The sequence below is a fragment of the Niveispirillum sp. GW835-FHT14G11 genome (genome assembly GCF_058793615.1).
Map to the genome: position 1 here is coordinate 311,121 of NZ_JBXAFZ010000001.1, position 23,841 is coordinate 334,961.

General features: G+C 64.9%; 28 protein-coding genes. 10 read left to right on the top strand and 18 right to left on the bottom strand.

Annotation, left to right across the window (positions count from 1 at the left end; genetic code table 11):
* Nucleotides 1-62: 62 nt before the first annotated feature.
* The 6 genes from AC1Q7F_RS01500 to AC1Q7F_RS01525 all read right to left on the bottom strand — a co-directional run bounded on the left by AC1Q7F_RS01500 (nucleotide 63) and on the right by AC1Q7F_RS01525 (nucleotide 4,701).
* Nucleotides 63-455, bottom strand: a complete 393-nt coding sequence (locus AC1Q7F_RS01500) for a DUF350 domain-containing protein (RefSeq protein ID WP_492503080.1) — start codon at nucleotides 453-455, stop codon at nucleotides 63-65.
* Nucleotides 456-577: 122 nt separating this feature from the next.
* Nucleotides 578-847: a Txe/YoeB family addiction module toxin gene (locus AC1Q7F_RS01505; protein WP_492503082.1), complete on the bottom strand. Its 270-nt coding sequence runs from the start codon at nucleotides 845-847 to the stop codon at nucleotides 578-580.
* Nucleotides 825-1,106, bottom strand: a complete 282-nt coding sequence (locus AC1Q7F_RS01510; protein WP_492503084.1) for a type II toxin-antitoxin system Phd/YefM family antitoxin — start codon at nucleotides 1,104-1,106, stop codon at nucleotides 825-827. The genes AC1Q7F_RS01505 and AC1Q7F_RS01510 overlap by 23 nt, the downstream gene beginning before the upstream one ends.
* A 130-nt stretch (nucleotides 1,107-1,236) precedes the next feature.
* Entirely contained in the window at nucleotides 1,237-3,360 is a 2,124-nt protein-coding gene (pnp, locus tag AC1Q7F_RS01515) for a polyribonucleotide nucleotidyltransferase (RefSeq protein ID WP_492503086.1), read from the bottom strand.
* Between the two features lie 383 nt (nucleotides 3,361-3,743).
* Nucleotides 3,744-4,013 carry a 30S ribosomal protein S15 gene (gene rpsO, locus AC1Q7F_RS01520; RefSeq protein WP_492503088.1) on the bottom strand — a complete coding sequence of 90 codons (270 nt, stop codon included), beginning with the start codon at nucleotides 4,011-4,013 and terminating at the stop codon, nucleotides 3,744-3,746.
* Between the two features lie 238 nt (nucleotides 4,014-4,251).
* On the bottom strand, nucleotides 4,252-4,701 hold the full coding sequence (locus AC1Q7F_RS01525; RefSeq protein WP_492503090.1) for a DUF1178 family protein: 450 nt from the start codon (nucleotides 4,699-4,701) through the stop codon (nucleotides 4,252-4,254).
* A 240-nt stretch (nucleotides 4,702-4,941) separates the two neighbouring features.
* On the opposite strand from AC1Q7F_RS01525, the gene AC1Q7F_RS01530 reads away from it, so the two are divergent.
* Nucleotides 4,942-6,042 carry a hypothetical protein gene (locus AC1Q7F_RS01530; protein ID WP_492503092.1) on the top strand — a complete coding sequence of 367 codons (1,101 nt, stop codon included), beginning with the start codon at nucleotides 4,942-4,944 and terminating at the stop codon, nucleotides 6,040-6,042.
* A 53-nt stretch (nucleotides 6,043-6,095) separates the two neighbouring features.
* Complete coding sequence (locus AC1Q7F_RS01535; protein ID WP_492503094.1) at nucleotides 6,096-6,683, top strand: class I SAM-dependent methyltransferase; 588 nt, start codon at nucleotides 6,096-6,098, stop codon at nucleotides 6,681-6,683.
* Between the two features lie 70 nt (nucleotides 6,684-6,753).
* On the opposite strand, the gene AC1Q7F_RS01540 is transcribed toward AC1Q7F_RS01535, so the two are convergent.
* The 4 genes from AC1Q7F_RS01540 to AC1Q7F_RS01555 form a co-directional block, all read right to left on the bottom strand.
* Complete coding sequence (locus AC1Q7F_RS01540; protein WP_492503096.1) at nucleotides 6,754-7,719, bottom strand: alpha/beta hydrolase; 966 nt, start codon at nucleotides 7,717-7,719, stop codon at nucleotides 6,754-6,756.
* A gap of 37 nt (nucleotides 7,720-7,756) precedes the next feature.
* Nucleotides 7,757-8,776, bottom strand: a complete 1,020-nt coding sequence (locus AC1Q7F_RS01545) for a glycoside hydrolase family 43 protein (protein WP_492503098.1) — start codon at nucleotides 8,774-8,776, stop codon at nucleotides 7,757-7,759.
* A 123-nt stretch (nucleotides 8,777-8,899) separates the two neighbouring features.
* The gene (locus AC1Q7F_RS01550) at nucleotides 8,900-9,250 is read right to left on the bottom strand and encodes a tRNA-binding protein (RefSeq protein ID WP_492503100.1); all 351 of its coding nucleotides are present in this window, start codon (nucleotides 9,248-9,250) and stop codon (nucleotides 8,900-8,902) included.
* Nucleotides 9,251-9,421: 171 nt separating this feature from the next.
* Nucleotides 9,422-10,411 (bottom strand): 2-hydroxyacid dehydrogenase, encoded by a 990-nt coding sequence (locus tag AC1Q7F_RS01555; RefSeq protein WP_492503102.1) that lies wholly within the window; start codon nucleotides 10,409-10,411, stop codon nucleotides 9,422-9,424.
* A 190-nt stretch (nucleotides 10,412-10,601) separates the two neighbouring features.
* On the opposite strand from AC1Q7F_RS01555, the gene AC1Q7F_RS01560 reads away from it, so the two are divergent.
* Complete coding sequence (locus AC1Q7F_RS01560) at nucleotides 10,602-11,165, top strand: SH3 domain-containing protein (RefSeq protein WP_492503104.1); 564 nt, start codon at nucleotides 10,602-10,604, stop codon at nucleotides 11,163-11,165.
* Nucleotides 11,166-11,208: 43 nt separating this feature from the next.
* Here the strand turns inward: AC1Q7F_RS01560 and AC1Q7F_RS01565 are convergent, their stop codons facing one another.
* A complete protein-coding gene (locus AC1Q7F_RS01565; RefSeq protein ID WP_492503106.1) occupies nucleotides 11,209-11,811 on the bottom strand; it encodes an outer membrane beta-barrel protein in 603 nt (200 codons plus the stop codon).
* Between the two features lie 377 nt (nucleotides 11,812-12,188).
* Here AC1Q7F_RS01565 and AC1Q7F_RS01570 point away from each other — a divergent pair, with 377 nt between their 5' ends.
* Nucleotides 12,189-12,509 carry a hypothetical protein gene (locus tag AC1Q7F_RS01570; protein WP_492503108.1) on the top strand — a complete coding sequence of 107 codons (321 nt, stop codon included), beginning with the start codon at nucleotides 12,189-12,191 and terminating at the stop codon, nucleotides 12,507-12,509.
* A gap of 17 nt (nucleotides 12,510-12,526) precedes the next feature.
* Here AC1Q7F_RS01570 and AC1Q7F_RS01575 read toward each other — a convergent pair whose 3' ends face one another.
* The 3 genes from AC1Q7F_RS01575 to AC1Q7F_RS01585 form a co-directional block, all read right to left on the bottom strand.
* Nucleotides 12,527-13,318, bottom strand: coding sequence for a lysophospholipid acyltransferase family protein (locus AC1Q7F_RS01575; RefSeq protein WP_492503110.1), 792 nt, complete (start codon nucleotides 13,316-13,318; stop codon nucleotides 12,527-12,529).
* 82 nt (nucleotides 13,319-13,400) lie between these two features.
* A complete protein-coding gene (locus AC1Q7F_RS01580) occupies nucleotides 13,401-14,012 on the bottom strand; it encodes a YdcF family protein (protein ID WP_492503112.1) in 612 nt (203 codons plus the stop codon).
* Complete coding sequence (locus AC1Q7F_RS01585; RefSeq protein WP_492503114.1) at nucleotides 14,009-14,893, bottom strand: cell division protein FtsX; 885 nt, start codon at nucleotides 14,891-14,893, stop codon at nucleotides 14,009-14,011. Before AC1Q7F_RS01585 ends, AC1Q7F_RS01580 begins: the two co-directional genes overlap by 4 nt.
* 233 nt (nucleotides 14,894-15,126) lie before the next feature.
* Here AC1Q7F_RS01585 and AC1Q7F_RS01590 point away from each other — a divergent pair, with 233 nt between their 5' ends.
* Nucleotides 15,127-16,095 carry a zinc-ribbon domain-containing protein gene (locus tag AC1Q7F_RS01590; RefSeq protein WP_492503116.1) on the top strand — a complete coding sequence of 323 codons (969 nt, stop codon included), beginning with the start codon at nucleotides 15,127-15,129 and terminating at the stop codon, nucleotides 16,093-16,095.
* Nucleotides 16,096-16,234: 139 nt separating this feature from the next.
* Here AC1Q7F_RS01590 and AC1Q7F_RS01595 read toward each other — a convergent pair whose 3' ends face one another.
* Nucleotides 16,235-17,203, bottom strand: a complete 969-nt coding sequence (locus tag AC1Q7F_RS01595) for a hypothetical protein (protein WP_492503118.1) — start codon at nucleotides 17,201-17,203, stop codon at nucleotides 16,235-16,237.
* A gap of 169 nt (nucleotides 17,204-17,372) precedes the next feature.
* Here AC1Q7F_RS01595 and AC1Q7F_RS01600 point away from each other — a divergent pair, with 169 nt between their 5' ends.
* From AC1Q7F_RS01600 to AC1Q7F_RS01620, 5 genes are all read left to right on the top strand, one after another.
* Nucleotides 17,373-18,173 (top strand): ABC transporter ATP-binding protein, encoded by an 801-nt coding sequence (locus tag AC1Q7F_RS01600; RefSeq protein ID WP_492503120.1) that lies wholly within the window; start codon nucleotides 17,373-17,375, stop codon nucleotides 18,171-18,173.
* A gap of 74 nt (nucleotides 18,174-18,247) precedes the next feature.
* On the top strand, nucleotides 18,248-19,126 hold the full coding sequence (locus tag AC1Q7F_RS01605; RefSeq protein WP_492503121.1) for a transporter substrate-binding domain-containing protein: 879 nt from the start codon (nucleotides 18,248-18,250) through the stop codon (nucleotides 19,124-19,126).
* 34 nt (nucleotides 19,127-19,160) lie between these two features.
* The gene (locus AC1Q7F_RS01610) at nucleotides 19,161-20,348 is read left to right on the top strand and encodes a glycosyltransferase family 4 protein (protein WP_492503123.1); all 1,188 of its coding nucleotides are present in this window, start codon (nucleotides 19,161-19,163) and stop codon (nucleotides 20,346-20,348) included.
* Between the two features lie 20 nt (nucleotides 20,349-20,368).
* A complete protein-coding gene (locus tag AC1Q7F_RS01615; protein WP_492503125.1) occupies nucleotides 20,369-21,082 on the top strand; it encodes an ABC transporter permease in 714 nt (237 codons plus the stop codon).
* Between the two features lie 11 nt (nucleotides 21,083-21,093).
* Nucleotides 21,094-21,771 (top strand): ABC transporter permease, encoded by a 678-nt coding sequence (locus AC1Q7F_RS01620; RefSeq protein ID WP_492503127.1) that lies wholly within the window; start codon nucleotides 21,094-21,096, stop codon nucleotides 21,769-21,771.
* A gap of 131 nt (nucleotides 21,772-21,902) precedes the next feature.
* On the opposite strand, the gene rplS is transcribed toward AC1Q7F_RS01620, so the two are convergent.
* The 3 genes from rplS to rimM are packed head-to-tail and all read right to left on the bottom strand — an operon-like array spanning nucleotide 21,903 to nucleotide 23,800.
* Nucleotides 21,903-22,304, bottom strand: a complete 402-nt coding sequence (rplS, locus tag AC1Q7F_RS01625) for a 50S ribosomal protein L19 (RefSeq protein WP_492503129.1) — start codon at nucleotides 22,302-22,304, stop codon at nucleotides 21,903-21,905.
* Nucleotides 22,305-22,309: 5 nt separating this feature from the next.
* Nucleotides 22,310-23,140 (bottom strand): tRNA (guanosine(37)-N1)-methyltransferase TrmD, encoded by an 831-nt coding sequence (gene trmD / locus AC1Q7F_RS01630; protein ID WP_492503131.1) that lies wholly within the window; start codon nucleotides 23,138-23,140, stop codon nucleotides 22,310-22,312.
* 6 nt (nucleotides 23,141-23,146) lie between these two features.
* Complete coding sequence (gene rimM, locus AC1Q7F_RS01635; RefSeq protein ID WP_492503132.1) at nucleotides 23,147-23,800, bottom strand: ribosome maturation factor RimM; 654 nt, start codon at nucleotides 23,798-23,800, stop codon at nucleotides 23,147-23,149.
* Between the last annotated feature and the right edge of the window lie 41 nt (nucleotides 23,801-23,841).

Sequence of the window (23,841 nt, forward strand, 5' to 3'; positions counted from 1 at the left end):
CGGCAAGCGGTCCCGCCCCTGTCATCTCTCGGCGGGTTTCATCGTAGATGGGGAGGGTGGGGTTAAACCGAAAGCGCCCCGGCATTCAAAATTCCCATGGCGATGGACAAGGTGCCCAACGTGATGCCATAGCCCAGCTTGTCCGCCTCGATCCCCTGCCGGAAACCCGGCAGGAGGAAACAGACGGCGACAAACACCAGCAACTGGCAGACCAGCGCCACCCCGCCCCACATCAGCAGTTCAGCCACGGAGTAGGTGCCGCGCGCCACCGATGACAGGGCGATGGCCATGCCGATGGCGGTGCCGCCCATGCTGGTGGCGGCGGCTGAATTGCCCTGCCGGATCAGGGTCCATTCACGATAGGGGGTGATCAGCGTATAGGCCAGCAGGGCCAGGGTCAGCAGCGCCACGGACGCGCCCACGAACATGAAATAAAGCGGCAGGGTCTCGAACATCGATCCGTTGCTCCTGATGGGCGCCCACATAGCCACGCATTTGCCCGCACGCTACGGGAGCGCGCCGGAAATTGCAAAAAATGTTTGGATCGCAGGCAGGACGTGCAAGGGGTCGGGAAGAATTATTCGTAATGCCAACGGCATTGCGAAATTTCCAACTGTTGGTCGGCACCTGTGCCGGTGACACGGTAGACCATCCGGTGTTCGTGGGTGATCCGGCGGGACCACCAGCCTTTCAGGTTGCCGCCCAACGGTTCAGGTTTGCCAAGACCGGTAAAGGGGGTGCGGCGCGTATCCCGGATCAAGCTGTTGAGCCTGGCCAGAACGTCGCGGTCCTGCTCCTGCCAATGCAGGTAATCCTCCCAGCCTCTACTTGTCCAGGTCAGGCGCATCGGGGTCCAGTTCCGGCAGGTCCCGCTCAATCAACTGACCTGCATCCGCCTCCGCGATGGAGGCCAGCAACCGGCGGGTATTGGTGGGCGAACTCAGCAGATGCAGGGTTTCCTGGATGCTGCTCCATTCGCTTTCCGCGATGACCACGACGGGTTCCGCATTCTGCCGAGTGACGACCAGCGGGGCGCGGCTGGCCTCTACCTCGTCCAGGTAATGGGCCAGGTTCTGCCTGAATTGTGTCGCGCTAACATGGGACATGGCGCTCTCCATCTGTACGAAAAAACGTACATCGTCGTCCCCCGCCCCACAACGAAAAAGGCCGTCGGATCGTCCCGACGGCCTTTTCCTTGCTCAACTCACATCCCGAAGCGGGCGGATGCGCCGGGGCTCAGCCCTCGGCACCGTCCTTCTTCTTGGACAGGTCTTCGCCGGTCTCCTGATCGACGACCTTCATCGACAGCTTGACCTTGCCGCGATCGTCGAAGCCCAGGACCTTGACCTTGACGGCATCGCCCTGCTTCACGACGTCGGTGACCTTGGCCACGCGCTCGTTCTTCAGTTCGGAGATATGGACCAGGCCGTCCTTGGAACCCAGGAAGTTCACGAAGGCGCCGAAATCCATGACCTTGACGACCTTGCCGTCATAGATCTCGCCGACCTCGGCCTCGGCGACGATGCCCTTGATCCACTTGATGGCGGCGTCGGAGCACTTGCTGTCCACGGCCGACACCTTGACGGTGCCGTCATCCTCGATGTCGATCTTGGCGCCGGTCTGTTCCACGATCTCGCGGATGACCTTGCCGCCCGAACCGATGACGTCGCGGATCTTTTCCTTGGGAATGTTGATGACGGTGATGCGCGGGGCATTGCCCGACACTTCGCCGCGCGCGGTGTTCAGCGCCTTGTTCATCTCGCCCAGGATATGGATGCGGCCCTTCTGGGCCTGCGCCAGGGCGATCTTCATGATCTCCTCGGTGATCGAGGTGATCTTGATGTCCATCTGCAGGGCGGTGACGCCCGCTTCGGTGCCGGCGACCTTGAAGTCCATGTCGCCCAGGTGATCTTCGTCACCCAGGATGTCGGACAGGACGGCGAACTTCTCGCCTTCCTTGATCAGGCCCATGGCGATGCCGGCGATGGGGCGGGCCAGCGGGGCGCCGGCATCCATCAGCGACAGGGACGTGCCGCACACCGTGGCCATGGAGGAGGAGCCGTTGCTCTCCGTGATCTCCGACACGACGCGCAGCGTGTAGGGGAACTCTTCCTTGGTCGGCAGCAGCGGGTGGATGGCGCGCCATGCCAGCTTGCCATGGCCGATCTCGCGACGGCCCGGGCTGCCCATGCGGCCGGCTTCACCCACGCTGTACGGGGGGAAGTTGTAATGCAGCATGAAGCTTTCGCGGTATTCGCCTTCCAGCGCGTCGATGATCTGCTCGTCCTGGTTGGTGCCCAGGGTGGCGACCACGAGGGCCTGCGTCTCGCCGCGGGTGAACAGGGCCGAACCATGGGCGCGGGGCAGGATGCCCACTTCGGCCACGATGGGGCGGATATCCACGGTGGTGCGGCCGTCGATGCGCTTGCCGGTGTCCAGAACGGCGCCGCGCAGCACGTCGGCTTCCACTTCCTTGAACATCTCGGAAATGGCTTCCGGCGCGAACTCTTCCTTCAGCGCGGTCTTGACCTTGTCCTTGGCGGCACCCACGGCGGCATACCGGTCCTGCTTGACCAGGATCGAATAGGCGGCCTTCACGTCGGCGCCGGCCACTTCCAGGATGCGGGCCTTGACGGCGGCCTTGTCAAAGGCCGGCGGGGCGATGTCGCGGGGTTCCTTGGCGCAATCCTCGGCAAGGCCGATGATCAGGTCGATCACCGGCTGGAACTGGGCATGGCCGAACATGACCGCACCCAGCATGATCTCTTCCGACAGCTCCTTGGCCTCGGACTCGACCATCAGCACGCCTTCCTGCGTACCGGCGACGACCAGGTCCAGGATGGCGTTTTCCATCTGGTCGGCGGTCGGGTTCAGGATGAACTTGCCATCCTCGTAACCGACGCGGGCGGCCCCGATGGGGCCCAGGAAGGGCAGGCCGGAAATGGTCAGTGCGGCGGACGCACCGATCATGGCGACGATGTCGGGATCGTTCTCAAGGTCGTGGCTCAGCACGGTGCAGACGACCTGCGTCTCGCAGCGATAGCCATCGACGAACAGCGGACGGATCGGACGGTCGATCAGGCGGCTGACCAGGACTTCCTTTTCCGTCGGGCGGCCTTCACGCTTGAAGAAGCCGCCGGGGATCTTGCCCGCGGCGAAGGCCTTCTCTTGATAGTTCACCGTCAGCGGGAAGAAATCCACGCCGGGCTTGGGCGACTTGGCGCCGACGGCGGTGCAGAGCACGACCGTGTCGCCATAGCTCACCATGACGGCGCCATCGGCCTGGCGGGCGATCTTGCCGGTCTCGATAACCAGCTTGCGCCCACCCCAATCCATTTCCTTGCGGAACACCTTGAACATGTCTTCGATCCTTCCATCCGAAACCCGCAACACCCCGGATTGGGCGGCCGGGCCGGGGCCCGTTCGGACGGCCCCGCCTGTTTCTTGGCCCCTTCAGTACATCATTTCCGCGCAGCCTTGATAGCGCGCATGGGAAAACGGCCAGCCGGAAGGGGTCCCGGCTGGCCGTCCACACCTCAACTCAGGAGCGGGCCGCGATGGTCTTTCCCGACATCCCTACCGCCACCGCCGACACCCAACCCCCGGCCGCAAGTGCGGCCCCTGGTCCCACAGCCGCAAGCGCGGCTCCGGGTTTGGGTGGAATGTAAAGCTGGGCGGAATGTCACGGGGATTGTCACCCTGTCGACAAGGTTGCGGAAAGGACTGGCGCGGCCGGCCACGCCTTAGCGGCGCAGGCCCAGGCGCTGGATCAGGCTGTCGTAACGAGCCTTGTCCTTGGCCTTGGTGTAATCCAGCAGACGGCGGCGCTGACCGACCATCACCAGCAGACCACGACGGGAATGGAAATCCTTCGAGTGGGTCTTCAGGTGTTCGGTCAGGTTGTTGATGCGCTCGGTCAGGATGGCGACCTGCACTTCGGGCGAACCGGTATCAGTTTCGTTGGTCTTGTACTCTGCGATCAGCGCAGTCTTGCGCTCAGCCGTGATCGACATCGGATGTCTCCATGGTGATATGTTGAGGACAAGCGTTCCCGGCGCCAAGGCGCCCTATCGACCGGTTCCGGTGGTCCGGAATGGGTACGCGCCCACAACCTCGCGGGGCCGGGCCGGGATGTCGTCCAGCACGGTCCCGCGTGGGCGGGCGTCGATATGTCGGGGGTTGATGCGCCAAAGACGGGGCCGGGTCAAGCGTAAAGCTCGGTTTTCTGCCCGTTTGGGCACATGGCTGACCCTAATTGCCGGTCGGAACCCAGGGGATGCGTGCGATAGGCACCCCCTCCTCGCGCAGGGCCTCTGCCTGCTCGACGGAGGTCTCGCCGTAGATGGCCCGGCCTTCCGCCTCGCCATAATGGATCTTGCGGGCCTCCTCGGCGAACTGCTCGCCGACATAGTCGGCATTCTTCTCCACTTGGCTCCGCAATTCCCGTAACTGGCGCAGGATATCTGCCTGCGCCTCCAGGGCGGCGTCGGGAATGGCGGGGGCTGCGGGCGCTTCCGCCCGGTCGTGGGTGCGCCCGCCCTTGGCGATGGCCGGTGCCATCGGGGCCTTGTCCACCTGGGCATCACCACACAGGGGGCAGGTAATGGCATGCGCCGCCGCCTGCGCCTCGTACGCGGCGCCGTTGCGGAACCAGCCTTCGAACCGGTGGCCCTGGCTGCATTTCAGGTCGAACAGGATCATGGGACTAACTGCGGAAGGGTTGATGACAGATAGATGGCCCGGCGCGGCCTCGCCCGCAAGCCTGTTACCGTGCGGCGTGCAATGCCGGCGGCGCGGCGTGTGGAAACCAGTGGCAGTACTCGAAAATGTGCGTCAGAAGCATAAGCGCTTTATGATATTAATGGTTTCTCCATTTCCCCTCCGCGATCATGGGGTGACAAGCGTTGTCCTGATCCACCCCTGTCTCTCGCCGGAGGTGTCATGATCCATCGTCTGTCGACCCTGTTGCTGCTGCCGCTGTTGCTGGCTGGATGCCAGACCGGCAGCCCTGCCAAATCCACCGCCGCCGCGATACAAGCCGCCACCGTGACGGTGACGCAGAAGGAAGAGGCTGCTGTTGGTTGGGTGGACCAGCCGGATGCCGCCGGCCTGCGCTACGGTCCCGCCCCCTTCCTGCTGCCGCGTCAGGTGGCCGGCCTCTCCGTCTCGGGCAAGCGGACGAGCAGCCGCGATCGTGATATCGACGGGTTGGTCCAGTATGGCGTGCCAGGCCAGGACAGCTGGGTGACCTTCTTCGTTTACAAGGCCAGCGCCTTCGATGCCGACCTGACCGTCCTGGCCAGTACCCAGGCCGCCGCCATCCTGTCCGCGCCCGGCCGCCGGCTGGTGGTGGACGGGGCCATGCCCCTGCCCGGCGGTGATGATGCACCCGTGCTGCGTCACTTGCTCTGGCAGGAGGAGGTGGGACGGGCCAGCACGCTGGCAGCCCTCAGCGCCGGTGGCTGGGTGCTGAAGCTGCGGGTCAGCGGCCCCGATCGCGCCGCCGTGGAACAGACGATGCAGGCGGCACTGGCCGGTGTGCGCATCGATGCCGGCAAGAAGCCGGGTCCGCTCCTGGCTGCGGATCGGCGCCCCAAGCCCTGCCCGGCGCCACAGCAAGGGCCGAAGGCCAAGCAGACCGAGATGGATTTTGGTTCCACTCTGTTGGGGGTGGTGGGACTTGGCGAGGGCATGGGCGCGTCCCTGACCTGGCCGCCGGATGGTGCGGGCGATGTCTGTATCGAGATGGAGGGCAAGGATGAACGCCGTCCCTTCATCCTGTTGCGCAGCCAGGATGCGGCAACCGGCAAGACCATCGGCTGGATCGCCCCTGTTGGTGATGCGGGCGCGGCCCTGGAATGCGCACCCAACCTTGCCAATGCCATGGGAATGGAGGGGGCGACGGCGAAATACATGCTGCGCCTGCATGTGCCGGGGGGAGGAGAGGTGTTGCGCAACTTCGACGCCCTGCCCAATCGCGACCAGATGCTGGAGGTCATCCGTCAGATGGTGGCCCCGTTACCGCCCCAGCCCACGGCCTGAGGGCGGGCATCGGGGGCCTTGAATGGCGCAGCGACGGCCCTATGATCGGGCGCATGAGCCATGCCCTGCCGTTCGCCCCGCCCTCGCTCTGGATTGCCCGTTTCGCGCCGCTGGTGCGGGCCGGATCATCGCTGCTGGATGTGGCCTGCGGCGGCGGCCGGCACCTGCGCCATTTCCTGGACCGGGGGGCGCTGGTCACGGGCGTGGATATCGACCTGCGCGGCGTGGCCGACCTGGAGGGGCGGCCGGGCGTGACATTGCTTCAGGCCGATCTGGAGGGGGAGGGGGGATGGCCCGCAGTCCTTGCCGGGTTCGATGCCATCATCGCCACCAACTACCTCCACCGCCCGCTGCTGCCCGCCCTGGTCGGTGCGCTGAAGCCGGGCGGGTTGCTGCTCTATGAGACCTTTGCCAATGGCAACCAGCGCCATGGCCGCCCCTCCAGCCCCGCCTTCCTGTTGCGCGACGGGGAATTGCTGCGCCTTGCCATCGAAGGCGGGCTGCAGGTGGTGGCGTTCGAGCAGGGGGAAGTGTCCAGCCCGAAGGCCGCCATCGTGCAGCGGCTGGCGGCGGTGAAGCCGGCCGGGTCGGCCCCGGACCTGGGCGGGGATCCGGAGCCGGTGGCATTACCGGTGGGGTGAGGGGCCAGCCTCCGATGCTCCCGCCCGTGGCCGGGATGATCGACCGGCCGTTGCCCCCATCACGTGGAGATCATTTCTTTTTAAGAAAGCCATGCATGCCGAGCCAGCGCGTATAGGCGTCGAACCAGCCGGTGCTCGTGGTTTCCTTTTGATACATGCCGAACCCGTGCCCACCCTGTTCATAGAGATGGAATTCTACCGGCCGCTTTGCCGTGCGCCAACCTTCGACCAGCCCGAATCCCGTATTGCCGAAAAGCGGATCGTCGGCGGCCAGCGCCACGAACAAGGGCGGCGCATCGGCGGGAACCGTCATGGCGGCCAGCGGGCCATAGATATTGGCGATGAAGGCCGGCTTCGCGTCCTGGCCGGCCAGGGTGGTGGCCATGGTCAGCATGGCGCCTGCGGAGAAGCCGATCATGCCGATACGGTCGGGATCGACGTGCCATTCGGCCGCGCGCCGGCGAACCAGCGCGAAGGCGGCGCGGGCATCGGCGATCTGCGGTGCGATGGCGGGGATCATCTCCTCCGGCTTCAACCGGGGTGGCCGTGCGGCGCCCGTGAACATCTCGCGCATCGATTGTTCGAAGGCCGGCATATCCTGTGGCGTCTGGTTGAGCCGGTATTTGAGCACGAAGGCGGCAACCCCCCTGGCGGTGAGGGCCTGGGCGACATCCCACCCCTCATTGTTCATCGACAGGGTGCGAAAGCCGCCGCCGGGGGCGATGATGACCGCCGTGCCCGTGGCCTTTGCCGGGTCCGGCAGGAAGGGGGTCAGCGTGGCGACGGTGACGTTGCGGGCGAAGATGCTGCCATACTGGCTGTGCCAGGCTTCCGGCGCCGTGGCGCCCGGCAGGGGGCCGGTCCCCAGCTCGATCGCGGTGGGCTGGGCCGGGGGCGCGATCGGCGTCATCTTGTCGTTCTGCGCGCTGGCCGGGCTGGTCAATGTCCAAGCGGCGATGGCCGCCACGGCGGTCATGCGCACGGCGATCCGCATCATCGGGCGGATGGTGTCGGTGATACAGGCCTTCAGGTCCATGGCATTCCCTCCGGATCGGCTTTGTTGATTTTGGTGTTCAGGGGGGCGGCGGTGCCGTCACGCCGGCCTCTGTCTGTGTCACTGGCTTCATCGTGCCGTCGGCATTGTATTGAAGATGCTCGACCGTGACGGCGCGCCGGCCCAGCGCACCGTTCAGATCGCCGATGGCCAGCGTGGCATTGTGCAGGAACAGGTACCAATCGCCCTTGAACCGGACGATGCCCGGATGGATCGTGAAACTGTACTTGCCGGACCCGGTCAGCTCCCCGCGATGGGTCCAGGGACCCTGGATGGTGGGGGCGGTGGAATAGGATACCCTCTCATCCCTGTGCGTCGCCCGGTCCAGCGAGGCATAGGTCAGATAGTAGAGACCGTCGCGCTTGTGCAGCCAGGGCCCTTCCTCGAAATGCGGCGGTGTGATCTCTGTGATCGGGCCATCGATCTCGATCATGTTGGGCTTCAGCCGGGCGATGTAGCACTGGCGATTGCCCCAGGCGATCCATGTCGTGCCGTCATCATCGGTGAACACGGTGGGGTCGATGTCTTCCCAACTATGCGTGCCCTTCGGCGTCATGGCGTTGGTGATCAGCGCGGAACCTTTGGCATCGACGAAGGGTCCCGTCGGGCTGTCGGACGTGGCGACCGCGATCGCCTTTCCCGGATGGGTATTGTCATGTTCGACCGCTGCGTAGAACCAGAACTTGCCGTTCTTCCGGATCACCTGAGACGCCCAGGCATCCTTCTTCGCCCATTTGAAGTCGGCGACCTTCATGATCGCGCCATGGCCGGTCCATTGCCGCATGTCGGTGGTGGAATAGACCAACCACTCCCGCATGTTGAACATCTCGTCCCGCTGCGCCTCGTCATGCCCGACATAGAGATAGAGCCGGTCATCCACCACCAGCGGGGCGGGATCGGCGGTGAACATGTCGCGGATGATGGGGTTCGATCCTGGCGCAGCGTCGGCAGGGGGCTGGTCCCCTGCAAGGGTTGGATTTGTTAGCGTTAACAAAACCGCTGCCAAGACCGCATGCAGGAACAGCCGTCCGATCACCATGATACCTCGCCGCTCAAACGATATATTAGAAATATAATATTATAAATAAACCGTCAAACGCGAGTTTGCACGCGGTGCTGAGCATCGCGGCCGGTCGATGGGGCTCAGTACGGCCTCCGGCGTTCAGTACATCCGCCCGCCATCCGGTACCGCGCGCTCCGGCGATAGCAGCACGACCTCGCCTTCGGCACTGGGTACGCCCAGCACCAGGACCTCGGAGATGAATTTGCCGATCTGGCGGGGTGGGAAGTTCACCACGCCCATCACCTGCCGGCCCACCAGCGTGTCGGGCTGGTAATAGGCGGTGATCTGGGCAGAGGAGCGGCGGATGCCGATGGGATCGCCGAAATCCACCCACAGTTTGATGGCCGGCTTGCGCGCCTCCGGATAGGGCTCCGCCTTCACGATGGTGCCGGCGCGGATGTCGATCTTCAGGAAATCATCATAGGTGATGCTGGGGATGGGGTCCGCCATGATGCGCCGGCTCCGGTTCTGGCCTTGGGTAAGGCCAGTATGTTGCGGCGCAGCAAGGCTGGAAAGCCATTAGAGTGTGATCGGTTCAAATGGAATCATTTGAAGCGTGAATCACACGACAAAACAAAAGATTAGAGTCTGTCAGGCGCTTACAGAAGCGCCTGACAGACTCTAAAACATCATCTCCAGCACCCGGTCGCGGGGCTGGTGGCCGTCCACGAAGGTCTTGATATTGACGATCACCTTCTCGCCCATGTCGATGCGGCCTTCCAGCGTGGCGGATGCCATGTGGGGCAGCAGCACGACATTATCCAGCTTCAGCAGCTTGGGATCGACATTGGGCTCATCCTCATACACGTCCAGACCGGCCGCACCGATCTCCCGGCGCTGGAGCATGCGGGCCAGCGTCGCCTCGTCCACCACCTGGCCGCGGCTGATATTGACCAGGATGGCGGTGGGCTTCAGCAGGGCCAGGCGCCGCGCGTTCAGCAGGTGATAGGTGGCCGGCGTGCGCGGGCAGGTGATGGCGACGATATCCATGCGCGCCAGCATCTGGTCCAGGCTTTCCCAATAGGCCGCATCCAGTTCCGCCTCCACCTCCGGATGGACTGTCTTGCGGTTATGATAGTGAATGGACAGGCCGAAGGCCCGGGCACGCCGCGCCAGCGCCTGGCCGATACGGCCCATGCCGATGATGCCCAGCCGCTTGCCGGCCAGTCGCGATCCCAGCATGACAGTGGGGGCCCAGCCCGTCCATTGGCCCGACCGCACCAGCCGCTCCCCCTCCGACAGGCGGCGCGCGGTGGCCAGGATCAGGGCCATGGTCATGTCGGCCGTATCCTCCGTCAGCACGCCGGGCGTGTTGGTGACCAGGATGCCCTTGGCGCGAGCCACGCGCAGGTCGATATGATCGACGCCATTGCCGAAATTGGCGATCAGCTTCAATTGCGGACCAGCCTGGTTCAGCAGGGCCTCGTCCACCACATCGGTGACGGTGGGGACCAGCACATCGGCAGTCTTGACCGCGTCTTCCAGTTCGGCCCGCATCATCGGGTGGTCGTCCAGGTTCAGGCGCGTGTTGAACAGCTCCATCATTCTGGTCTCGATGGCGTCCGGCAGTTTGCGCGTGACGATGACCAGGGGCTTCTTGCGTTCGGCCATTTCCCCATCCTCCCGTGGCTTGATCGGCCCATAGCAGTACAAGCGCCGGCCCGCCTTGTCCACGGGTGCCGGCACGCACATGGCGCCGCATGGTCGCTGATGCTTGACCTGCCCGTCCGGGGTACGGCACAAAGGGTCGTTAACGAATGGGCGTCTGGCAGAAGCCGGGGCGCCAGCCAAGAGGCTCCTGTTGCTGCGATCCCGGATGAAGAAGGTGCGCAAGGCTGTGATGGCGGGCGGTTCCCGCCTGCTGCTGGCCGGCCTGCTGGCCGCCGGTCTGCTGCACAGCCCCGCCGGGGGCCAGGAGACAGACCCCCGGTCCGACATGATCGTGCGCAGCGGCCTGCCCGTGCCGCGCTTTGTGTCGCTCCGATCGGGTGAGGTGAATGTCCGCACGGGTCCCGGCCGGTCCTATCCCATCGAATGGGTGTTCGTGCGGCCCGGCATGCCGGTGGAGATCACGGCGGAATTCGATACCTGGCGGCGCATCCGCGATGTGGAGGGTACGCAGGGCTGGGTGCATCAATCCATGCTGTCCGGCCGCCGCGCCCTGGTGATCACGGGAGAGTTGCGCACCGTGCGCGAACGGCCCAGCGCGTCGGCTGCGGCCGTGGCCCAGGCCGAGCCGGGCGTCATGGGAAGGCTGGTCTCCTGCAAGGGCCCCTGGTGCGAGGTGGAGATCCAGGGCTTTCATGGCTGGCTGGAACGCGGTGACTTCTGGGGCATCTATGCCAATGAGGAAGTCGAGGATTAAGTCTGCCCTCCCCCATCAAGGGGGAGGGCATTGAACCACGTCCTCAGAAGCTGGCGCGGGCCGTCAGCTTGACGATGTGGGTGCTGACATTGTCGGCACCGCCACCCTTGGAATTGATCCAGAGATAGCGATAGCCGGGCGCTATGGTCAGCCCGTCCCAGACCACCATGTTCAGCCCGGCCTCGGCAAAGGCCGCGGCATGGGCACCCTCATCAATCAGCAGCAGGTCGCTGTCGCTCTTCAGGTCGGCGATGCCACCGCCGATGCCGACATAGGGCTGGTAGGTCTTGGTGACGGGGATGTCGTAATAGGCCCCGGCCAGGGCGGTCCAGACGGTCAGATCACCATTGGCCTGGAAACCCGGCACCACGGAAATGGCGGCCAGATTGCCCGTCACATCGGCCAGGCGGCCATATCCACCCTCCAGTTCGAACCGGTAATCGTCGATGCGGTAACCGGCGGCGATGGAGGCATTATACTTCTTCTCCGTCTCGCCCTTGGCCGTCTTCCAGATGGCGGAATGGCTGAAATCATTGCCCATATAGGCACCAACGGAGGAGGCGACATAGGGACCGTCCTCGCCGCGCGCGGCACCGACGGCGGTCAGCAGCATGGCGGCGACCGCCAGCAGATGTTTGGTCTTCACGAAATCATTCCCTGCAGGTTTCACATGATCGCCCCTGCCGGGAGAAATAAGCGCTTCCGCCGGCCGGCGGAAGAGGGGGCGGCAACAGATGTGAGGCGCATAATTGCCTTGCCTGCCGCGTCCAAACATCCAGCAACCTGATTATTTCTTGGGCAGAGGCAGGATACATAGAATGTCAGATAATTTTGTGATTCTAAAATGAGCTGCTGAGTAAAAAACATACCGCTTTGTTACAGTTGTTCGCGCATGACGTACCCTGGTTGCATTGCACAAAAGTAAAGGCTCATTCTATTGATTCCTCCTGTGCATGTGTCATCGTTAATACAGGATTAAACAAGAGACATGTTGCGATGCGGCATGGACAGAGGAGACCGCGCATGCTGACCCTGACCCGTTCCGCCCTGCTGACGGCCACGCTGGCCTTGCTGCCGCTGCCGGCCATCGCCGCCTGCGCGATCAAGGCCGCTCCTGCCGTGCCGGATGGTGCCACGGCGGCGCCGGCGGAGATGACGGAGGCGCAGGGTGCCGTGAAGGCCTATATCACCGAGACGCAGGAATATCTGTCCTGCCTGGAGGCCGAGGCCAAGGGCAATTTCACCCCGGAAATGACGGCCCGCTATAACGAGGCGACCAGCCGCATGAGCAGCCTGGCCATGCAGTTGAACGCGCAGCTGCGCAGCTTCAAGAGCCGGGGTTGAGAGAGGGCCACCCCCTCTCAACCCGCATCCGCCTCCGTTTCCACGGCAGGGGCGGCGCCAGGACTGGCGGCGTTGGGGTTCAGGGTGGCGGGGCCGCCCACGGCCACGGCCAGCCGGTTGCAGGCACTCTCCAGCCGCGCCTCCAGCTCGAACAGGGCCACGTCCTTGGGCAGGCCCGGCGGAATCGGCGGCAGGAATTCGATGGTGATCAGGCCGGGGCGCTTGATGAAGGTCTTGCGGCCCCAGAACACGCCAGAATTCAGCGCCATGGGCACCAGCGGCACATCCAGATTCTCATATAGCACCCCGATCCCCACCTTGTAGGGCCGGTATTCCCCCACGCTGACGCGGGTTCCCTGCGGGAAGATGATGATCTCGCGCCCCATCGCCTTCATCTGACGCGCGCCGCGCACCAGTGACGCGATGGCCGCCCCGCGCTTGCCCCGCTTTACCGGGATCATCTGCGACTTCCAGGCGTACCAGCCCCAGAGCGGGATATAGGTCAGCTCATGCTTCAGCACGATCGCCGGATCGCGGAAGATGAGATGCAGCTTCATCGTCTCCCACATCGACTGGTGCTTGGCGCCGACCAGATAGCTGCCGTCCTTGGGCAGGTGCTCACGCCCCTTCACCTCATATTGCAGGCCGATAATGATGCGTTCCAGGAAGCACAGACTGCGCATGTAGAAACGCACGGCCCCCCGCAGGACGGGGCGTGGAAACAGCAGCGTCCAGGCGATGGAGACGCAATAGACAGCCGTCCAGGAGAAGAAGACGATATTGAACAGGAGCGAACGGAGGAAGATCATGCGCGTCTGGTCCGGGATGGGCGGCGTGTGAGGCCCGCACTTAACCTGATGGCCCTGTCCCTGTCCAGGGCGGGGGTGCGGCTCAGGCGGCTGGCCGTGGCACGGTCAGGGCGGCACGCGCCACGGCCAGCAGATACTTGTTATACTCCCCGATGATCAGTTCCGCCGTGCCCGGCCAGCTCCACCAGCCATCCAGCCGCACCTTCTGCGGCATCACCGGATGGGGCACCAGATCGATACCGGGCAGGGCGCGGCGGAATTCCACCAGGCTGCGCGGCATGTGATAATTGGCGGTGACCAGACGCAGGCTGGTCAGGCCCTGTTCGGCCACCCAGCGCGCCGTTTCCACGGCATTGCCCTCGGTGTCGTCGGCGTCATAGCCCAGCTGTACGCAGCATTCCAGATCGCCCGACTTGGATGACAGGGCCAGCAGTTCGCGCACCTCCACCCCGCGATAGACGCCGCTGATGAACAGCTTCCGGCCCTTGCCAGCGCGCAGCAGGTCGAAGGCCACGGATAGCCGCTCGCTGCCACCGGTCAGCACGACGATGCCGTCGGTGGTGATGGCGTCATCGGGTTCCTGGCGGGGCAGGGAGGACGCGAACAGGAACAGGCCCGCCGCCCAGACCAGGGCCAGCAGGCCGACCATCATGATCGGGCCGCGTAACCGGCGGGAGGCGAGATGCCAGCTCACGGCAGCCGGCCCAGCGCGCGCATGACGGTCAGCCGCGCGGTGATGGCCGCCAGCAGGGCCGCGGCCACAGGGACCAGCGGCATCCAGGCCCAGTCGCGCGGCGACAGCGCCATGTCGGGCAGCAGGGACGCGCCCAGGCCGCGCCCCGCCTGCTCCACCCCCCACAGGGTCAACAGTGCCAGCAGGAAGCCCGCGCCGCCGCCCAGCAGCGACTGGCGCAGCATGTGGCGCTGGAACTGCCCGGCGACATAGCCGTCGGTGGCGCCCATCACATGCAGCAACTCCACCTCCTGCCGATGCACGGCAAAACCCGCCGAGGCGGCGAAGATGATGGAGACCACGCCGGCCCCACCGATCAGGGCGATGATCCCCACGGACACCACCTGGACGGTGCGTGCCAGCCGGCGCAGATCGCCCAGCCAGCGGGCCGGGTCCTCCACCGTCACATAGGGGGCGGCACGGTTCAGTTGTTCCGCCAGATCGGTGATGTTGGCGCCATCGGCCAGACGCACATCGATCAGCACCGGCAGCGGCAGTTCCGCCACCAGCGCCCCGTCGCCCAGCCAGGGTTCCACCAGGGCACGGGCATCGGTATCGGACAGGCGACTGGCATCGGCCACGAAGGCGCTGGCCGACAGCGCATCCATCACCTTGCGCACACGTTCATCCAACTCGCGGGCGTTGGCGGTGCCGGTGGGGGCGACTTGCACTGTCATGCCGGACGACAGCTCGCTGTCCCAGCGCCGGGCCAGCCCGGACAGGATCAGCGAAACGGCCAGCGCCAGCGCCGCCAGATAGACCATCAGCGCGATGATCCAGGGCAGGAACCGGCCCGTGGCGTCCTGGCTCAGCGGTATGTCGAAATGGGCGCGGCGCCTCATCTTCCCCCGGTGCGGCTGTAAGCGGCCGGATACCCGGCCGGATGACGGCGAACAGGAATGGCATGCGGCGGCCGCCGCGTAAAGACGGCAGACCCCGTCCGATGGAGGTATCGCTTTCCCCCGCGCCCATCCTTGCGCCCGACCCGCGCGCCCGCCTATAAGGAATGATGGCGGTGGGGCATGGGTCCCGGCGCCGCAATATCGGCCCACCCGCACCCCGGCGCCCCTACCCGATGATTCTTTCCTGTCCGTCCTGCGCAAAACGTTTCATGCTCGACGGGCGTCTTCTGGGTGCGGGCCGCAAGGTGAAATGCGGCCAGTGCGGCCATGTCTGGTTCGCCGAACCCAGCATGGCGGTCTCTCCGCCGCCCCCGCCAAACCGTGCTGCCGCCCCGCCCCGTGCGCCCGCCAAGGCGCCGCTGGCCACAGTGGAGCGGCCTGGCGCCGCTGCCGCCGCGAGCAGTCCCGCAGCCCGGCCACCGGCCCGCAACGCCGTTTCCCCGCCGCCCCCTCCTGCGCCGCCGCCACCGGTGGAAGAGCCGCGCGGCAATCTGTTCGACGATCCACCGGACGACCTGTCGGGCTTCGGCGATCTGGGCAAGGATGCCGGCGGCTTTGAATCCTCACGATTCGACGCCGATGCCGATGATATGGGACTGGCCCGTCCCTTCCGTCCGCGTCCCATGCCTAAGGGCAGCAACCTGCCCGCCGTTCCCGGACAGGCCCGGGCGCGCCGCGCGGCCATGCTGGCCTGGGCGGGGCTGGTGCTGGTGGTGGGGGGCATCGGGGCCGGCCTGTATTTCGGCAAGGACATGGTGATCCAGGCCTGGCCCGCCGCCTTCCCGCTGTATGAGATGGCGGGGCTGGCGGAACTGCCGGGTGCGGGCCTGTCCGAACTGGGCGATCCCAAATCCACCAGGGTGGAAGTGCGCGACGTTGAAGGTGTGAACCTGCTGTTCGTGACGGGGGAGATCGCCAACAAGTCGAGCAGCCAGCGCGACGTGCCCGACATCCAGGCCGTCGCCCTGGGGGAGGATGGCAAGGAGCTTTACGCCTGGCGCATCATCCCGCCCGTGCGCCGCCTGTTCCCGAACCAATCCACCAAATTCGAGTCGCGCATGCCCGAACGCGAGGGCACGCAGGCGAAGAGCATCAGCTTCCGGTACGTGTCGCCGGAAGTGAAGACGCCAGCGGCGCATTGAAGGTCGGCTGTCCGCGCTCTGGTAGGCCAGCGGCATGTTTGCCGCTGGAGGTCGGCGACCGCCGGCCCGGCGCTCGTGCGCCGTAAGCCAAGCCGCCGGATGGCGGCGCCCGGCGATTGAGGGTGCACGAAATAAAGGTTTATGGCGCCCGCCGTGCGGCCAAGCGCCAATGCTTGGCCTGGGAATAGTTCCTGGCCAGGAACTGGTAGGTTTTCTTCAGCACAGCCTCGAAAGGCTGGCTCTTCTCCGTCACCACGCCTTCCCAATCCTCCATCACCTCGTCCCAGGGCAGCAGGGTCTGGTGCAGGTCGTCGCGCATTTCGCGGACATAGGTGATGTTCTTGTCGAACTTGGCCAGCATGGACAGGATCTCGCCCGTCTGGGCATCGATCTGGGCGAATCGCTGTTCCAGATCGGTGATCGGCGGCAGCGACAGGGTCTGCATCCGCACGATCTCCTCCTTCAGGTTCCGCTCGTTTTTGTAGATGCGGTGGGCGGTCTCCAGGCCATCGCGGATCTTGTTCAGCTTGCCCGCCCGTTCGCGCAGCGCCTCCACATAGGACAATTCCTTGGCCAGCGTGTCGATGCGCGTCTCCACCTGCTCCTCGGCATTGCCGGAGAGGGACAGTTTGTTGGCGATCACCTCGAACGCTTCGCGCACGCGGGACTTGGTGTTGGGATCTTCCAGCACCTGCTCCAGCTGCTCCGGGCTGGACACCACCGTCTCGCCCCCCGTCAGCCAGGTCACCATCTGCATGGTCAGCCGACCCTTGGCGATCAGGTAATGACGCTCGTCGACCCGCCAGGAGGCGGTGCCGTCGATCAGCTCATTGGGGATGGTGTCGCCGGGCCGGATTTCCCGCACATATTTCAACCCCTTGGTCACCATGCCCAGTAACTGGCCGTCGAAGCTCTTGGGGTCGATCTTGAACTCGTTGCACAGCTTGTCGACCGCCACCTCGGCCTGGACCTTGCCCAGCATGAAACGCATCACCGCCTCATCCGATGACTTGGACCAGACGAAACGGCAGCCATCCACGGTGAAGACCTTGTGGTCGAACAGGAAATGCGTGCTGCGATTCGCGCTGGGCTGGATGCCTTGGCTCATGTCGGTGTCGGATCCGGTCAGTCTGCTGCTTCTTCGTGCAACTGATAACACGGGCGGGCCATCACCGCGCCGCCCAAATCGAATAGCATGCGAAACCCAGGATTTCCCCTTTCGCGGCTGTGCCTTGGCGGGGTAGCTTGGCACGAATTCATTGCCTTGATCTTAATGGATGCCGATGCCGCCTGCCTCCGTCGTTCCCGGTTCCGTTCCCGCCGTCCAGGTGGAGGCTTTGCACAAGCGCTTCGGCGACAATGAGGTGCTGAAGGGCGTGTCGCTGAACGCCGCGGAGGGGGAGGTGGTGGCCCTGATCGGATCGTCGGGGTCGGGCAAGAGCACGCTGCTGCGCTGCATCAACCTGCTGGAGATACCCGACGACGGGCTGGTGTGCATCGGGGGCGAGCAGATCGCCATGAAGCGCGGCCGCCATGGCGCCGCCCCCGGCGATCCCCGCCAGGTGGAACGGATCCGCCAGCGTTGCGGCATGGTGTTCCAGAGCTTCAATCTCTGGACCCATATGACCGTGCTGGAAAACATCATTGAGGCGCCGGTGCATGTGCGCAAGCAGCCCAGGGACCAGGCCATCGCCAAGGCCGACGCGCTGCTGGCCAAGGTCGGGCTGTCGGCCAAGCGCGACGCTTATCCCTCGCAGATGTCGGGCGGACAGCAGCAGCGTGCCGCCATCGCCCGCATGCTGGCCATGGAACCCAAGGTGATGTTGTTCGATGAGCCGACCAGCGCCTTGGACCCCGAACTGGTGGGGGAGGTGCTGAAGGTCATCCGCGACCTGGCGACGGAGGGGGCGACCATGCTGATCGTCACCCACGAGATGGCGTTCGCGCGCGAGGTTGCGCACAAGGTCGTCTTTCTGCATCAGGGCCGCATCGAGGAGCAGGGATCGCCGGCGGAACTGTTCGGTAATCCCAAGTCGGAGCGTTGCCGGCAGTTCCTGTCCCGCGAGGGGCAGCGGTAACGGGTCAATCCGAACGCATGAATGAGCCGGGCAATCCGGTCATGGTTTCCAGGTTCTGGGGGAGTATGGACGTGATGAAGAAGCTGATGGCGACGCTGGCGCTGGCTGGAATGATGGCGCTCTCGGGCTGCGGCAAGGACGAGGCCAAGCATGAGCCGTCCACCGCCGCGACGGGTGGCATCCCCAATCCGCTGCGGGTCGCTACGGAAGGCGCCTATCCGCCCTACAACATGGTCGATGCCGGCGGCACCCTGGTCGGGTTCGAGATCGACATGATGAAAGATGTGTGCAAGCGTATGGGCACCGAATGCCAGTTCATGGCCCAGGCCTGGGACGGCATGATCCCGGCCTTGCAGGCCGGCCGTTTCGACGCCATCGTCGCCGGCATGTCGATCACCGATGAACGCCTGGCGGCCGTGGATTTCTCCAGCGGCTATACCACCACCCCGGCCTATCTGGTTTCCGCCAACGCCAACCCCCTGCAGGAAGCGGATTACGGGCTGGAGCGCATCGACCTGACGGAGATCAGTGCCGACGAACAGGCAGCGATCGACAAGATCAAAGGCCTGCTGAAGGGCAAGGTGTTGGGCGTGCAGACCAGCACCATCCACGCCAATTTCGTCGACAAGTATCTGGCCGACGTGGTGGATATCCGCCGCTATGACACGCAGGAGAATCTGGCACTCGACCTGCAGACAGGCCGGGTGGAGATCGGTCTGGCCGACGCCATCACCTGGAACGCCTTCCTCCAGCGCCCCGAAGGCAAGGATTTCAGCTATTTTGGGCCCGGCTTCGATGGCGGCCTGTTCGGGCGCGGCCAGGGGATCGCCATCGCCAAGGGCCGCCCGGAACTTCTGGCGGCGCTGAACAAGGCCATCGCCGACATGAAGGCGGACGGCACCATGAAGAACTTGTCGGTGCAGTGGTTCGGCTTTGACAGTTCCATGCCCTGATCCGCGACCGCACGCCGCCGGGGGAGTTCATACCTTGACCGACCAGCCTTACCGTCCCTTCATTCTGAACTGGAAGCTGACCGAGCTGCATGGCTGGGGGCTGGTCGGTCTGCACACCTGTCTGCATTTGATGCGGACGGGCGGCTCGCCGCTGCTGTTGAACCCGCTGGACACGACGACGCTGCGCCCCCAGACGGTGGAAAAGCTGAAGGTGCTGGAGCCGGGAACGATCCGGCTGGCCTCCTATCTGGAGCATGTGAAATCGCAGGGCCGGCGCCTCTACCTTGAGAACGCGACCGTGCTTTATGCGCTGGATGGCAGTATGCGGCCCGGCCTGCCGGAGCAGCCCATCTTCGGCGACCGCAATGTCGGGGTGGGGGCCTTCACCGAAACCAACCTGGATGATCGGGCGCAGGCCGATGCCCGCTCCTATAGCCGCGTCGTCATCCATTCCACCTTCAACCAGCGGGTCCTGGCCGACTATGGCATGGCGTCGGACTGCGTCTTCCAGGGGGTGGATCCGGCTGAGGTGTCGCCGGGTCCGAAGACGGGCAAGCTTGGCGATCGGTTCGTAATCTTCTCCGGTGGCAAGGTCGAGTTCCGCAAGGGACAGGACATTGTACTGGCCGCCTTCCGCACCTTCCAGCAGCGCCATCCAGAGGCGCTTCTTCTGACGGTCTGGGGCAATTTCTGGCCGGGAACAGCCATGACCATGCGCAACAGCCGCCTGGGTCTGGTGCCTCTGGAACTGACGGAGGATGGCCATAGCGTGGATGTGGGGCGCTGGCTGCTGGATAATGGCCTGCCGCAGGATTCCTTCATCGATATCGGCTTCCTGTCGCGTGACCGGATCGCCCCGATCTTGCGTGAATGCGATTTGGCCGTCTTCCCCAACCGTTGCGAGCCCGGCACCAACCTGGTGGCCATGGAGGCGATGGCATGCGGCATACCGCTGGTCCTGTCGGCCAATACCGGCCATCTGGACCTGATCGGTGACAACCGTACTTATGTCCTGGGTCGGCAGGGTCCGGTGCCGGATGAAAAGGGGAACACCCGCTACTGGGGCGAAAGCGACGTGGAGGAGTTGCTGGAGGCCATGGAACATGCCTACCAGAACCGGGATGACGCGCGGGCGATGGGGCTCGCCGGGTCCGACTGGGTGTTGAACAATCGTCGCTGGGACCAGTTCGCCGCGGAGTTCGCCGATGTCTGCAACCGCTGAGCCGCGACCGGGACGCCCCCATGCTTGATCTTCTCCGTTTCGGCAGCGACGGCTGGGGTGACGAGATCGCCAGCGGCGCGGTCATGACCTTGGCAGTCGCGGTCTTCGCCTATCTGATCGGCATCATCGTCGGGTCGGGTGCGGCGGCGGCCAAGCTGTCGGGACCCGCCCCCTTGCGCTGGCTGGCCGCCCTTTACACGACGGTGGTACGCGGCGTGCCGGCCCTGCTGGTCATCTGGCTGCTGTTCTTCGGCGGGTCGGGCTTGATCACCTGGGTGGCGCATCTGTTCGGCTATGGCGGGCGGGTGGATCTGTCGGCCTTCGCGGTGGGGGTGGCCGCAGTGGGCATCGTGTCGGGCGCCTATGCGACGGAGGTGATCCGCGGGGCCGTGCGGGCCGTGCCCAGGGGGCAATTGGAAGCAGCGCGGGCGCTGGGCATGGGCCGGCTGCTGATCCTGCGCCGCATCCTGGTGCCCCAGGCTCTGCGCTATGCCCTGCCGGGCCTGGGCAATGTCTGGCAGATGACGTTGAAGGACACGACCCTGGTCTCCGTCGTTTCCCTTGCCGAACTGATGCGCCAAGCCTATCTGGGCATGCAGTCCACCCGCCAGCCCTTCTTGTTCTATGTGACGGCAGCATTGATCTACATGGTGATGACCACCTGTTCGGAGGCCCTGTTCCGCGCCCTGGCGCGGCGGGCCGAACGCGGCGTGCGCCGCGCCGTGGCGAACTGAGGGGCGGGGCGATGAATATCGACATGATCCTCGCCTCCCTGCCTTCCCTGCTGTCGGGTGCCTGGGTGACGGTGCAGTTGGTAGTGCTGTCGCTGGGCCTTGGTTTCGCGCTGGCGCTGGCGGTGGCGTTCGGGCGGATGTCGTCCAGCCGGATAATCTCCGGCATTACCGGCGCTTATGTCTTCCTGTTCCGGTCCACCCCGCTGCTGGTGCAGATATTCCTGATCTATTACGGGCTGGGCCAGTTCGCCGGCATTCGCGAAAGCTTCCTGTGGCCCGTCCTGCGCGAGGCATACTGGTGCGCCATCATCGCCCTGACCCTGAACACGGCCGCCTATACGGGGGAGATCATGCGCGGCGGTATCCAGGCGGTGCCCTTCGGCCAGATCGAGGCGGCCCGCGCGCTGGGCATGTCGCGTCCGTTGCTCTATCGCCGCATCGTGCTGCCCCAGGCCCTGCGCCAGATCCTGCCCGCCTATGGCAATGAGATGATCCAGATGGTGCAGGCCACGTCACTGGCCAGCGCCATCACGCTGGTGGAACTGACGGGGGCGGCCCGTACCATCGCGTCGCGCAGCTTCCAGCCGGTGGAGATGTTCATCATCGCCGGCGCCATCTATCTGACCATGACCTTCGCTATCACCCAGGGGGTGCGCTGGGCGGAGAAGAAAACGGCGGCAGCAGGGTAGTTTCCTCTGCCGTCATTCCGGCTTGTCGCCGGGACGACGGCAGTAGAGCGTAAAGCGCTATGCCCAAAACAAAACACCCCGCCAGACAGCATCCGGCGGGGTGTTCCTTTCAAGCCTGAAGGCAGGAGTGATCAGTCGGCGGTGACGATCGAGCGGCCGTTCTTCATGCCACGGCCGGTCGTGCGCTCGGCGATACGGGCGGACTTGCCGGTCAGGCCACGCAGGTAATACAGCTTGGCGCGACGGACTTGACCCTTGCGGACCAGCTCGATGCTGTCCAGGCGCGGGCTGTACAGCGGGAACACGCGCTCCACGCCTTCGCCGTAGGAGATCTTGCGGACGGTGAAGCTGGAATTGATGCCGGCATTCTTGCGGGCGATCACAACGCCTTCATAGGCCTGGATACGCTCACGGGTACCTTCGGTCACCTTCACGTTCACCTTCACGGTGTCGCCGGGGGAGAAGGTCGGGATCTTCTTGCCTTCGGTCAGCTTGGCGACCTGTTCGGCTTCCAGCTTCTGCAGAATGTTCATGGTACTCATCCTTCGCTACTGCCACCGTTCCCGTCCGGGATCGCGGTGGTTTTGGTTGGCGCGGCCGATGCCCGACGGGCTCGGCGTTTCTTCACCTTTGGGGCCGGGCGGTTGGCCAGGTAGTCGGACCACAGGTCGGGCCGTCGGGCCTCTGTGATCTTTTCCGCCTGTTCGAGCCGCCAGGCCCGGACCTTCTCATGGTGACCGGACAAAAGGATCTCCGGCACCGCACGGCCATTCCAGACGGGTGGCCGCGTATAATGGGGGTACTCCAGCAACCCCCGTTCAAAACTCTCTTCCCCCGCCGTCTCGACGTTCCCCATGACACCCGGCAAAAGCCGGACCACGGCGTCGATCAGACAGAGGGCCGCCGGCTCACCACCGGACAGCACGAAATCGCCCAGGGAGACCTCCTCCAGGCGATGTTCCTCGATCACCCGTTCGTCGATCCCCTCATACCGCCCGCACAGCAATGTCAGGGTCCCTTCGCTGGCGATCTCTCGCACCAGCGCCTGGTCCAACACGCGTCCACGCGGTGAAAGGTAGACGATCCGCCCTGGTTTCAGTCCGGCTGCCTCTTGCCTGGCCTTTGCTTCACGGATGGCTGCATCGAGCACATCCGGGCGCATGACCATGCCGGGGCCGCCGCCGAACGGGGTATCGTCCACGGAGCGGTGCTTATCGCGCGTGAACGAACGAATGTCCAGCTTTTCCAGCGTCCAGGTGCCCTTTTCCAGCGCTTTTCCCGCAAGGCTGAGCCCCAGCGGCCCCGGAAACATCTCCGGGAACAGGGTCAGCACGGTCACGTGCCAGAAAGGGGACTTGGACTCCGGCATGGCAGATCAACGGCTTGTCGCCGTCTCCCCGCCCTCGGGCTGTTCGCCAACCTGTTCGCCACCGGCCTGTTCGTCACCGGTCGGCTCGTCATCCAGCGACAGCTTGCCGCCCATTTCCGCCAGCTCTTCGGCGTCCGGCTTGGCCGGGGTGAAGAGGTTGACGGGCGGCTCGATGACGATACGGCCGCCCTTGACGTCCACGACGGGCACAACGGCGCGGGAGAACGGTATGAACACCGTCTTGCCCGACACATGCGCCAGTTCCAGCACATCGCCGGCCCCGAAATCATGGACGGCCTTGATGATGCCGAAATCGACATCACCGTCCGGCCCCTGGGTGACGGTACCCAGGCCGATCAGGTCGGCATGGTAGAACTCGTCCTCATCATCCAGCAGGGGCAGCCGGTCGCGCGGCACGAACAGCTTGACGCCCTTCAGCGCGTCGGCGGCGTCGCGGCCCTTCACGCCCGTGGCCTCGACCAGGAAATGGTCCTTGCCCATTCCGGTCATGCGCAGGGTGAAATTCCGTGTGCCCGCCTCGTCCGTCAGGGGGTTGTAATCGAACACGGCCTCAGGATCGCCGGTGAAGCTCTTCACCCGCAGCCGGCCGTGAACCCCATGCGATCCGATGATCTGGGCCACGCAAACGCGATCGGTCATCTTTGAACTCCACCGATGGGGCGGCCCCAAACGAGCTGCCC